This is a genomic window from Sphingopyxis panaciterrae (genome assembly GCF_011762125.1).
GTDB lineage: Bacteria > Pseudomonadota > Alphaproteobacteria > Sphingomonadales > Sphingomonadaceae > Sphingopyxis > Sphingopyxis panaciterrae.
This window is the reverse complement of the sequence record NZ_JAASQN010000001.1, coordinates 864,510-875,843: the sequence shown is the minus strand read 5'-3', so window position 1 is coordinate 875,843 and position 11,334 is coordinate 864,510. Positions and strand designations below refer to the sequence as shown.

The following is an 11,334-nucleotide window of genomic DNA, read 5'->3' as shown; positions in this document are numbered from 1 at the left end:
AATCGCCGCCTTGCGCCGAATATGACCCGGGAAGGAGCTTGAAAACATGTCCCCCGACGCACCGACTCGCGAGGAGCAAACGAGCTTTTGCCGCTTGTGCGAAGCCTTTTGCGGCACCATCGTCACCGTCGAGGCCGGCAGGCCGGTGAAGCTGTCGCCCGACCGCGACAATCCGCACACGCAGGGACATATCTGCGTCAAGGGCGCGGCGATCGTAGACATCGCCAACGACCCCGACCGCGTGCTGCGCCCGCTGAAACGCACGGGAGGTCCCGGCGAATTCACCGAAGTGTCGTGGGACGAAGCGCTGGACGATATCGCGGCGCGGCTGAGCGCGATCATCGCTACGCATGGGCCCGAGGCGGTCGCGACCTATTTCGGCAACCCCGGCGCCTTTTCGACCGACACCTTCATGTCGAGCCAGTGGTTCCTCCAGCGGATCGGCAGCACGAAATTCTATGCTGCTGGATCGCAGGACAGCACATCGCGCCATCTTGCGAGCTGGATCCTTTACGGCGTCGCCTTTCGCAACGCGATCCCCGACCTGCCCAACTGCGATTTCCTGATCATCACCGGCGCCAACCCTTTGGTGTCGCACGGCGGATTGCTGACCGCACCGCGGATGCGCCACGACCTTGACGCGATCGCCGCGCGCGGCCGCGTGATCGTTATCGACCCGCGCCGGACCGAGACCGCGAAGCGTTACGAGCATCTCGCGGTCCAGCCCGATGCCGACGCGTGGCTCCACGCCGCGATGCTGAAGGTGATGATCGATTCGCAAGCGGTCGACGAGGATTTCCTGACGCGCCATTGCACCGGCTGGGACAATCTCAAGACCGCCGTCCGCGCGGTCGATCTCGACGCGGCCGCCGCTGCGACGGGGCTGGCGCGCGAAACGATCGAGACGCTCGCGCGCGATTTCGCCGCCGCGCCGCGCGCCGCGATGTACGGCCGCGTCGGCCTCTGCCGCGGGCAATTTTCAACAATCGCCAACATGCTGCTCGACGCGATCAACATTGCGGGCGGCAAGTTCGGCAAGGTCGGCGGATCGACCTTCGGCGCCTTCCCGCTCGCGGGCGGCGGCGAACCCTTGTCGGGCTATGGCGAACATCGCACGCGGATCGGCAACCTGCCCGTCGTCGCCGGGCTGATGCCCGCCGCGGCGCTACCCGACGATATATTGGAACCCGGCGAAGGCCAGGTGCGCGCGATGATGATCGTCGCGGGCAATCCGGTGCTGTCGGCGCCGGGCGGCGAGCGGCTGGAACAGGCACTCGCCTCGCTCGACCTGCTCTTCTCGATCGACCTGTATGTGACCGAGAGCAACCGCTTTGCCGACTATATCCTGCCCGCGGCGACCTTCCTCGAAAAGGACGACATCCCGCTGATCGGCCTGTCGCACATGGTCCGCCCCTATATCCAGTACGCGCGCGCCGCGGTACCGACGATGGGCGAGGCGCGCGACGAGAAAGGCATTTTCGACGACCTCGTCCGCCGCATAGGGCTGGGCTCGATCGCACCGACCCCGGGGCTGCGCTGGCTCGAACGGCAGGGCATGGCGATCACCCCGCTGACGCTCGTCGAGCTGGGGCTGCGCCACGGCCCGTTCGGCAAGGCCCGCGGCGCCGACGCGCTGACCTTTGCCAAACTCGCCGACATGCCGCACGGGACGATGCTCGACATGCCGCTGACCTATGATGACTGGGCGCCGCACATCGCGACCGGGGACGGCAGGATCAGGCTCTGGCACCCGATCCTCGCCGACGAGTTCGCGCGCTTCGCAGTGCATCAGCCAGTGGGGAGCGTCGCGCCGACGCTCAAGCTGTTCAGCCAGCGGAAATTGAAGTCGATGAACAGCTGGATGCACAATCCCGAAAAACTCGCGCGCTCGCAGGAACCCGCGCTGCTCGTCCACCCCGCCGATGCAGCAAGGCACGGGCTGGCCGACGGCGGACAGGCACGCGTGTCGAACGCGCATGGTGCGGTCGAGGTGCGGGTCGAAGTGACCGACGACGTCGTCGAGGGCGCCGCCTGCTACCCGCACGGCTGGGGGCACAATGGCGGCTGGCGGCACGCCAACACGCTGCCCGGCGCGAACATCAACGTCCTGTTGGGGCTGGGTCCCGAGGCGGTCGAGCTGGTGTCGGGGACGACCTTTATCGACGGGATTCCGGTGTCGGTGGAGGCGGTTGGGGCGGGTTGACGGGATGTTTGGGGTGGGGAGCGGACATCGCTTTCTACAGCTTCGTCATCCCGGGCTTGACCCGGGATCCCGCTTTTTTTAGGGCGCCGACGGTTTTCGAGGTCAAGCGGGACCCCGGATCAAGTCCGGGGTGACGATGGACGGGACGGCAGCTTCCGGCCGTTAGCTGCCCCTATCGACCATCACACTCGGCGCGATAAACTCGCGCACCAGCCGGTCCATCGCCGCGCGGTCGTCGAGGTCCTCCGCCGGCCGCGACAGCAAAGAGCGGTAGACGAAGCTCAGCCACCATTCGAGCCGGTCCGGCGGCACGTCGGCGCGCACCTGCCCCGTCGCTGCGAGGCGGTCGATCACCGGCGCCCAGTAATCGTGCATCATATGCGCGATCACCTGCTGATGCTCGGCAAGCTCGTTGACGTAGCCGACCGACCCTTCCTCGAACATGCCTTCGAAAATCGGCGTCGCGCGCGCGGCGTCGACGAGCGCGAGGATCGCGGCCGACAGCAGTTCGACCCCCTGCAGGTCGCCCGGCAGGCTTTGTTTCGCGCGGTCGTTGACCGCCGACCCTTCGCGCAGCAGCACCGCGACCGCGAGCTGCGCCTTGTTCGGGAAATAATTATAGATCGTCTGGCGCGTGATCCCCGATCCGCGCGCCACCGCATCCATGCGCAGCCTGGCGTAGCCGACCTTCGCGATCACCTGATTCGCGGCGTCGAGAATGCGCGCCTGCGTCCGGCGCGCGACGTCTGTTTCAAGGTTGTTGTCCATCAATCCGCCCGCAGAAAATATAGAAATTTGACGAAAACTAAAATTTGTCGCATTCTTCTCATCGATATATTCGATTGGGAGAGTTGTCATGTACGGATTCGATCTCGTCATCAAGAACGGCACCGTGATCGACGGAACGCGCTTTCCGCGATTCCGCTCGGATATCGGGGTGAAGGACGGCAAGATCGTCCAAATCGGACATATCGCCGATCCCGGAAGCGCGAGGCTGATCGACGCAGCGGGAATGATCGTCGCGCCCGGCCATATCGACACGCACACCCATTATGACGCGCAGATCTTCTGGGATCCCGGCTGCTCGAACGCGGGCGAGAATGGCATCACCACCGTCGTCACCGGCAATTGCGGCTTCGGTTTCGCCCCCGTCCATGTGAAGGATCGCGACCGCGCGATGCTGATGATGGAAACCACCGAACAGATTCCGGCGATCCAGATGCAAACCGCCCTCCCCTGGTCGTGGGAAAGCTTCCCCGAACTGGTCGACGCGATGCGGCGCACCCCGAAGGCCGTGAATCTCACCATGTTCCTGCCGATCAACGCGGTGATGTTCTATGTGATGGGCGAGGAAGCGAAGCATCGCCGCCCGACCGCGGCCGAGATCGACGCGATGAAGGCGCTGATCCACGAGGCGATGGATGCCGGCGCCTGCGGCATCTCGATGAGCTTCATGGGGCATGAGAACAACCATGTCGATGTCGATGGGTCGCCGATGCCGACCGACATCATGCACAAGGACGATGCCTATGCGATCGCATCAGCGCTGAAGGAACGGCAGGAAGGGATGATCCAGGTGATCTCGCAGATCGGGCCGGTCGGCGACCGCACGATCAGCGAGGGGCTGGCCAAGGCGACGGGCCGCCCGATCCTGCACAATGTCTTTTCGGTCAGCGAATATACCCCCGACCTGCACCGCCAGAGCATGGAGTGGCTCGACCGCATGAATGCGCAGGACGGCGTCGAAATGTACGCCGCGACGGTGATCTGCCGCGCGTGGAACGAGACCGAGCTGTTCAACTCGCCGGGCTGTTCGCTCGACGCGCTCGACGTCTATCGCGAACTGACCTTCTGCAAGACCGCCGGGGAAAAGCGCGCCAAGCTGCTCGACCCGAACTTCCGCCAGCGCTTCAACGAAAGCTATGATCCGGTGATGTTCGAGGCGACAGCAGGCGGGCTTGCCGACTATACGGTGATCGGTGTCGGCCCGGGGTCGAACGATCCCAAGGGCTATGTCGGCCGCACGCTCGGCCAGATCGCGGCGGCCGAGGGCAAGACCGAGGTCGACGCCTTCATCGACACCGCGCTCGAAAGCGACCTGCGCATCGAACTCAAGACGCCGGGCATCGCGATCGACCCGCTGAAGGTCGCCGACCTGCTCACCCACACGCACGTCCTTGCGGGCGCATCCGATGGCGGCGCGCATACCAAGAATTTCAGCGGCGGCCAGTGGACGACCGACCTGATGCTGTGGCTCGTCCGCGACAATATGCTGATGTCGCTCGAGGAGATGCACTATCGCCTGTCGTACCAGCCGGCGCGCGCGATGAGCATCAAGGATCGCGGCGCGCTGCTCGAAGGCATGGCGGCCGACATCCTGATCTACGACCTGGACGAGCTGTATTTCGACCAGGACCGGTTCGAGGTCGTCCACGACCAGCCCGGCGGCGACTGGCGCCGCAAGGCGCGCGCCGGCGGCTATCGCCACATCTTCGTCAACGGTGAACAGACGTTCGAGGCCGATCGCCCGACCGGCGCAACGCCCGGGGTCTATCTGGGCGAGGCACCGGCGCGCGCTCCGGTCGCACAAGCCGCCTGAACGGGCCGGCCCCATGCTGAACGACAGGATCGTCGCCATCGTCGGCGGCTCGACGGGCATCGGCCGCGCCACCGCGATCGCATGCGGCGCCGCAGGCGCCACGGTGATCGTCGGCGCGCGAAAGGTCGCGCAGGCACAGGCGGTGGCCGATGAAGCCGGTGCGGCGGGCGCGCCCGCGACGCTGGCGCTCGGCGTCGACGTCCGCACCGCGGCCAGCGTCGACGCCTTCATCGCCGAAGGCGTCACGGCGTTCGGGCGGATCGACGGCGCGGTGAACAACGCCGGGGTCGAAGGGCGTATGTCGGCGGTCCACGACGCCAGCGACGACGATTATGCTGACATCATGGACGTCAACGCGCGTGGACTGTTCTTCGCGATGCGCGCCGAAATCCAAGCAATGGCGGCGGGCGGCCACGGTGCGATCGTCAACGTCGGCTCGGTCGGATCGTTCACCGGGCTCGTCGGACAAGGCATCTACGCCGCATCGAAGCATGCCGTCTGGGCGCTCACCCGATCGGCGGCGGTGGAAAATGCCGGGCGCGGTATCCGTATCAACATGATCGCGCCTGCGGGCACCGAAACGCCGATGCTCGACCGCGTGCTGCAGGGCAATGCGGATGCCTATCACGCTGCCGCCGCCATGCATCCGATCGGCCGTTTCGGCCAACCCGCGGAAAGCGCGGCGGCGATCGTCTGGCTGCTGTCCGACGCCGCCTCGTTCGTCTGCGGCCAGTCGATCGGGGTCGATGGCGGCTATTCGGCAACGCTCGGCTTCAATCCGCAGGCGGCGGTGGCGGGCTGATCAGCGCGTCATGCCGCCGAGGATCAGGTCGGACACCGTCCGGACGTAACGCTCGACCAGCGGCCGGTCGAGCGCGCCGTCGCCCAGGATGACGCGCCGCGATTCGACCGACGAGAAAATATGCGCACAGGCGCCGTCGATCGCGAAGCCGACCAGCCCCGCGTCGACATCCTCGCGAAACTCGCCGCGCGCCACGCCATCGGCAATAATCGTCCGCCGCGCCGCCGCGACTGGCTGGACGAAGGTCGTGCCGACCTTGCCCGACGCTTCGGACGATCCTTCGCGCAGCAGCTTCTGGAGCAGGCGATGCAGATAGGGGCGCGCATAATAGGCCTCGATCAGCCCCTTGATATGCGCCGCGATCTTCGCGGTCGGGGTGATGTCGGCGGCCAGCAGGCGGTCGAGATTGGCGGTCGCGCGTTCGGCATCATCCTCCGCGATCGCGACCATCAGCCCTTCGCGGTTGCCGAAGTGATAGCTGACCAGCGCCACGTTGGTCCCCGCGCGCTGCGAGATTTCGGCGATCGAAACCTCGAGCAGCTCTTGTTCGGTCATCAGCGCCCGCGCCGCGTCGATGATGCGGCGCGGCGTCGTTGGCGCCGGAGCGGACGTCTCGGTCATGGCTTCCCCGTTTTCCCTGCCCCGCCGCCCGCTTCGCCGCGAATCCGCTCGGATTGCTCGCCGAGCAGCGGCGCCGGACGCTTAGCCGAATCGAGCGCGGTTGCGAAGCGCACCGGATGCTCCATCGCGAAATAGCCGCCCTCGCTGGCATGCTCCTGCCGCGAAAAGAATCCCGTCGCGGCCAGATGCGGGTCGTCCATGATGTCGCCGATATCGCGCACCGCCTGCGCCGGAATCTGCGCCGCATGGCATTTCGCGACCAGTTCGGCGGTGGTGAAACCCACGGTCAGGCGCGCCATTTCCCGGTAAAGCAGCGCCAGGTTCGCCGCCCGCGCCTTGCGCGTCGCAAAGCGTTCGCCATCCAGGATTTCGGGCTGGCCGAGCAGACCAAACACACGCGGCCACGCCTCGTCGGTGTAAGGCACGATGCTGACATAGCCGTCGGAGGTCGGGAACGGCTGCCGGTCGGGGTCGATCTGGCGGAAATAGCCGACCGGCGCGTTGGGCGGGTCGAAGGTCAGCCCGCCGAGATGCTCGACAAGCATGAAGTGGGTGAAGGCCTCGAACATCGGCACCTCCAGCCTTTGCCCCTCGCCCGTCCGCAGCTTGTGGATGATCGCGGCGAGCACGCCATAGGCGCCGTGCAGCCCCGCGACCTTGTCGGCGATCAGCGACGGCAGGTAGCGTGCGCGCGGATTGCCGTCGACGCGCGGCAGCAGGGTCGCGGTCCCCGACGCCGCCTGGATGACATCGTCATAGGCCTGAAGATCGGCGTACGGTCCATCCTGCCCGAAACCGACGCAATGCGCATAGATGATCCCGGGATTGATCGCCTTCACCGCATCATAGTCGAGCCCGAGCCGCTCGACCGCCTTGCCGCGCACATTGAGCACGAACACGTCGGCATCGGCGAGCAGCGTCATCATGCAAGCCAGATCTTCGGGTTGCTTCAGGTCGAGCGCGACCGATTGCTTGCCGCGGTTGATCGCCATGAAGGCGGGCGCCATGCCGGGCGTCGCCCCTGCCTTGCCCGACCAGCGAAAGGCGTCGCCGCCGTGCGGGGTTTCGACCTTGATCACCTCCGCACCGAGTTCGGCGAGGATGTGCGTGCAATAGGGCCCGAAGACGACACTGGTCAGGTCGACGACCTTCACGCCCTCCAGCATCGGCTTGCCATCAGCGGCTGCGATCATGCTCCACTCCATTCGGGTTTGCGTTTCTCGGCAAAGGCGGTGACGCCCTCACGGAAATCCTTGGTCCGCATCAGCCGGCCAAAGATGCGGCTGTTGGCCGCCAGCGCCTCTTCGAGCGACTCCAGCTCCTCCAGCCGGTTGAGCGCTTCCTTCGAGGCGCGGATCGCCGAGGGTGAATTTTCGAGCAATGTCGCCGCCAGCACCCGCGCCGCAGCCATCGCTCCGCCATCGTCGCAGCGTTGATTGATGACGCCCAGCGCCACCGCCTCGGCCGCGTCGAAATGCCGCCCGGTCAGGATCAGTTCCATCGCCGCCTTGCGCCCGATCTGCCGCGTCAACCGCTGCACCCCGCCCGCCGCGGCGTAGAGCCCGACCTTGACCTCGGGCAGCGCGAACCGCGCCTTGTCCTCGGCCACCGCAAGATCGCACGCGAGGACGATTTCCAGCCCGCCGCCCATCGCGACGCCGTTGACCGCGGCGATCACCGGCTTGGTGCGGTCGAACCGCGCACAGAACCCCGCGAAACCCGACGGCGGGATCGCCATGTCGCCGCCCTTCGCGGTGACCTTCAGGTCGTTGCCACTGCAAAAGGCCCGCTCGCCCGCGCCGGTGACGATACCGACCCACAGATCGGGATCGCGTTCGAAATCGTCCCAAATCTCGTGCAGCTGAAAATGCACCGCGCTGTGGAGGGCGTTCATCGCATCGGGGCGATTGAGCGTGACTTCGAGTATATGCCCGTCGCGGCGGACGATCACATCGTCAAAGCGCCGCTCGCCCAGCCTGCCCTTCGCAGCAGGCTCGCAAAGCCGGCTGCCCGCTTCGAGGAAATTGACGCCCTTTTCATGGGCGATGCGCACGGTCTTCCCGATCGCATCGCCGTCGTGCAGGCTTTGCAAGGTCGCACGATGCCCGGTCCGGACGCGTGCCAGGATGCGTCCCTTGTCGTTCGAGGCGATCACATAGCCACGCGACGGCTGCCCCTTCTTCCACGTGACCGTGTAGCTATCGATCACCGCCTCGCTACTCTCGGCGAGTAGCACCGGCGCCGCCGCCTCGTCGATCTCCGCCTGCGCTGCGTCATCGGCGCGCGGCTTCCAGCCCGAAACCGGTTCGGTCGAATAAATCCCGACCGCCTCTTTCGACAGGAAGCCGCCATTGGCGAGGACCAGCCCATATTCGCCCGGCGATGCGCGCAGCCTTTCGGCCATCGTCGCGATCGCGTGCATCGAATAACCATTCCCGGCGCCGCCGAAAAAGGGCAGCCCACCCGTCACCGTGCACGGCGTCCGGCGCCAGTCGACCCCCAGCGCCTGGGCCGCGAGCAGCACCGCGCAGGGAAAGCAGCTGTAGAGGTCGAACTGGTCGATCGCTGCGGCGGTCTTGCCCGCCATGTCGAGCGCGCCCTGCAGCGCCGCCTCGATCGCGCGCGACCGCGACAAATCCGCCCGCTCACTGACCAGCCGGTCCTTGAACGCCGCATAGCCGTGCAGATAGACATATTTCGCGGGATCGACACCCGCGCGCTTTGCGGCGCCGACCGAGGTCAGCACGACCGCCGCGCCCTGGTTCACCGCATCCTGCGCGACATGCCATTTCAGATAGGGATCGGCGACACGGTAATTGGCATCGCCCGGCGTCTTCAGGAAATCACGCGACCGCGCTGCGGGGAATTGCGCATAAGGGTTGGTCGCAGCGACCGCCGAAAACCCCGCCCACAGCTCGGCCATCATATCCGCATGCGCTGCCGGATCGAGCCCGAGACGCGCGCGGAGCGCCTGTTCGAACGCCGGATAGGTCTGCGTCGGCGCGCCGAGGCCGTTGGCGATTTCATAGTCCGACAACAATATCGGCCCCAGCCCGCGATCCTCCTGCGCGCCCTCAGCGCTGTGCGACCAGTCAAGCTGGATCCGCGCCTTCAGCGCCTGCTTCATCGTTGCGGTCGCTTCGGCCCCCGCGATCAGCACCGCCGCCGCCTCGCCCGCAAAGATCGCCTCGGCCGCCTCGTTCACCAGCGCCTGCGGCTGGTCGCCGCCGACCACCGAATAGATGCAGCGTGCCGATGCCATGCCAAGCTCGGCGGCAAGCGTCGCTGGCGGATTGGCGCAGCGCCCGAACGGATGCTTGGTGCCCGCGACCGAATCGAGGTTCGAGCGGACGACGACGACGCGGTCGACCAGCGCCGCGAGCGGCCCCGCCGCCGCGCTGTCGGCGAGCGCCCGCCGCGCCGCCGCGACCTGCAGGCTGAGCGGGCTCGGCGCGTCAGCGGCATCCTTGCTATCCCAGTGCCGCACGACCTGGCCGACGCCGACCAAAATCGGGGTGTGCGGGTCCATCTCCGCCATGCTCCAATCCTCTCTCACCTTGACGCCTTTTAAATGATCGTTTAATCATCAGTTAAATGCTCATTTAAGATGAGTCAACCAACGACATAGGAGAGGCCCCTCATGAACTTCGAAACCGACTATCGCATGCTGATCGACGGCGCGCTGGTGGACAGCCATGAGCGTCTTGACGTGGTCAATCCCGCGACGGGCGCCGCCTTTGCCACCGCCCCCGACTGCACCGACGCCCAGCTCGCCGCCGCGGTTGACGCCGGGCGCCGCGCCTTCAAGGGGTGGCGGGGCACCCCGATTGCCGACCGGCAGGCATACCTGCACAAGGCGGCCGATATATTGAACGACCATCGCGAGCAGCTGGCGCGCCTCTTCACCCGCGAACAGGGGCGCCCGACCGAAGCGGCGAAATCCGAAATCGATATCGCGGTCGCCTGGCTGCATGCTTATGCCGAAATGACCCCGCCGGTCGACGTGATCGACAAGGGCGACGGCCAGCGGGTCGAGACGCATTATGTGCCGCTCGGCGTCGTCTGCGCGATCTCGCCGTGGAATTTCCCGGTCAACCTGTCTTTCTGGAAAATCGCGCCCGCGCTCGCCGCTGGCAACACGATCGTGCTCAAGCCCTCGCCCTACACGCCGCTCTGCATGCTGAAGATCGGCGAACTGCTGAAAGATGTTTTCCCGGCCGGCGTGCTCAACATCATCACCGGCAGCGACGCGCTCGGGCCAAAGATGACCGCGCATCCGGGCTTCGCCAAAATCTCGTTCACCGGATCGACCGCGACCGGCAAGCGCGTGATGGAAAGTGCGTCAAAGGATCTGAAGCGCCTGACGCTCGAACTCGGCGGCAATGATGCCGCGATCGTCATGCCCGATGTCGACCTCGACGATGTCGCGCAGAAAATCTTCTTCGGCGCCTTCTTCAACAGCGCGCAGATCTGCGTCGCGACCAAGCGGCTCTACGTCCATGAAAGCATCTATGATGGCCTCCGCGACCGGCTCGCAGGGATCGCGCAGGCGGTCAAGCTCGGCGACGGCAGCGAACAGGGTACCGTGCTCGGCCCGCTGCAGAACCGGCGCCAATATGACCGTGTCACCAGCCTGATCGAGGACGCGAAGGCCGAAGGGCTGACGCTGATCGAAGGGCCGGCGGGCCCGGCGGGCGGCGGCTATTTCATCCCCGTCACGATCGTCGACAACCCGCCTGAGCAATCGGCGGTGGTACAGGAAGAAGCCTTCGGCCCCGTGCTGCCGATGATGAAGTTCAGCACCGTCGAAGAGGTGATCGACCGTGCCAATGCCAGCGAATATGGGCTTGCCGGTGCAGTGTGGTCGAAGGACGTCGATCAGGCGGTGGCGATCGCGCGCCAGCTCGAAACCGGGACCGTCTGGATCAACCAGAATCTCGTCCTCCGCCCCGACACGCCGTTTGCGGGTCACAAGCAAAGCGGGTTCGGGATCGAAAACGGGCTGGAAGGCATGCTCGAATATATGGCGCCGCAAAGCCTGTATATTCCGCAGTCGGCGGGGTAGACTCGCCCGGCGACGGACAAAGGCTCCGTGCGGATCGACGGAGA

General features: G+C 66.0%; 8 protein-coding genes. 4 read left to right on the top strand and 4 right to left on the bottom strand.

Annotated features, from left to right (window positions below):
- Positions 1 to 46 precede the first annotated feature (46 nt).
- Positions 47 to 2,203: a molybdopterin-containing oxidoreductase family protein gene (locus FHR22_RS03845; RefSeq protein WP_166939126.1), complete on the top strand. Its 2,157-nt coding sequence runs from the start codon at positions 47 to 49 to the stop codon at positions 2,201 to 2,203.
- 162 nt (positions 2,204 to 2,365) lie between these two features.
- On the opposite strand, the gene FHR22_RS03840 is transcribed toward FHR22_RS03845, so the two are convergent.
- Entirely contained in the window at positions 2,366 to 2,971 is a 606-nt protein-coding gene (locus FHR22_RS03840) for a TetR/AcrR family transcriptional regulator (protein ID WP_166939124.1), read from the bottom strand.
- Between the two features lie 88 nt (positions 2,972 to 3,059).
- Here FHR22_RS03840 and FHR22_RS03835 point away from each other — a divergent pair, with 88 nt between their 5' ends.
- Positions 3,060 to 4,802 carry an N-acyl-D-amino-acid deacylase family protein gene (locus FHR22_RS03835; RefSeq protein ID WP_166939121.1) on the top strand — a complete coding sequence of 581 codons (1,743 nt, stop codon included), beginning with the start codon at positions 3,060 to 3,062 and terminating at the stop codon, positions 4,800 to 4,802.
- A gap of 13 nt (positions 4,803 to 4,815) precedes the next feature.
- Positions 4,816 to 5,604: an SDR family NAD(P)-dependent oxidoreductase gene (locus FHR22_RS03830; protein WP_166939119.1), complete on the top strand. Its 789-nt coding sequence runs from the start codon at positions 4,816 to 4,818 to the stop codon at positions 5,602 to 5,604.
- Here FHR22_RS03830 and FHR22_RS03825 read toward each other — a convergent pair whose 3' ends face one another.
- From FHR22_RS03825 to FHR22_RS03815, 3 genes are read right to left on the bottom strand one after another with little or no spacing between them, the layout of a single operon-like run.
- Positions 5,605 to 6,225: a TetR family transcriptional regulator gene (locus FHR22_RS03825; RefSeq protein ID WP_166939117.1), complete on the bottom strand. Its 621-nt coding sequence runs from the start codon at positions 6,223 to 6,225 to the stop codon at positions 5,605 to 5,607.
- Positions 6,222 to 7,418, bottom strand: a complete 1,197-nt coding sequence (locus tag FHR22_RS03820) for a CaiB/BaiF CoA transferase family protein (protein WP_166939114.1) — start codon at positions 7,416 to 7,418, stop codon at positions 6,222 to 6,224. Before FHR22_RS03820 ends, FHR22_RS03825 begins: the two co-directional genes overlap by 4 nt.
- Positions 7,415 to 9,763 carry an enoyl-CoA hydratase-related protein gene (locus tag FHR22_RS03815; protein WP_166939112.1) on the bottom strand — a complete coding sequence of 783 codons (2,349 nt, stop codon included), beginning with the start codon at positions 9,761 to 9,763 and terminating at the stop codon, positions 7,415 to 7,417. Before FHR22_RS03815 ends, FHR22_RS03820 begins: the two co-directional genes overlap by 4 nt.
- Before the next feature lie 102 nt (positions 9,764 to 9,865).
- Between FHR22_RS03815 and FHR22_RS03810 the strand changes: the two genes are divergently transcribed.
- The gene (locus FHR22_RS03810; RefSeq protein WP_166939110.1) at positions 9,866 to 11,290 is read left to right on the top strand and encodes an aldehyde dehydrogenase family protein; all 1,425 of its coding nucleotides are present in this window, start codon (positions 9,866 to 9,868) and stop codon (positions 11,288 to 11,290) included.
- The last annotated feature ends 44 nt before the right edge of the window (positions 11,291 to 11,334 follow it).

Excerpts from the sequence above, each read along its gene's own strand:
- FHR22_RS03845 (WP_166939126.1), top strand. The coding sequence starts at position 47 with ATGTCCCCCGACGCACCGACTCGCGAGGAGCAAACGAGCTTTTGCCGC.
- FHR22_RS03840 (WP_166939124.1), bottom strand. The coding sequence starts at position 2,971 with ATGGACAACAACCTTGAAACAGACGTCGCGCGCCGGACGCAGGCGCGC.
- FHR22_RS03835 (WP_166939121.1), top strand. The coding sequence starts at position 3,060 with ATGTACGGATTCGATCTCGTCATCAAGAACGGCACCGTGATCGACGGA.
- FHR22_RS03830 (WP_166939119.1), top strand. The coding sequence starts at position 4,816 with ATGCTGAACGACAGGATCGTCGCCATCGTCGGCGGCTCGACGGGCATC.
- FHR22_RS03825 (WP_166939117.1), bottom strand. The coding sequence starts at position 6,225 with ATGACCGAGACGTCCGCTCCGGCGCCAACGACGCCGCGCCGCATCATC.
- FHR22_RS03820 (WP_166939114.1), bottom strand. The coding sequence starts at position 7,418 with ATGATCGCAGCCGCTGATGGCAAGCCGATGCTGGAGGGCGTGAAGGTC.
- FHR22_RS03815 (WP_166939112.1), bottom strand. The coding sequence starts at position 9,763 with ATGGCGGAGATGGACCCGCACACCCCGATTTTGGTCGGCGTCGGCCAG.
- FHR22_RS03810 (WP_166939110.1), top strand. The coding sequence starts at position 9,866 with ATGAACTTCGAAACCGACTATCGCATGCTGATCGACGGCGCGCTGGTG.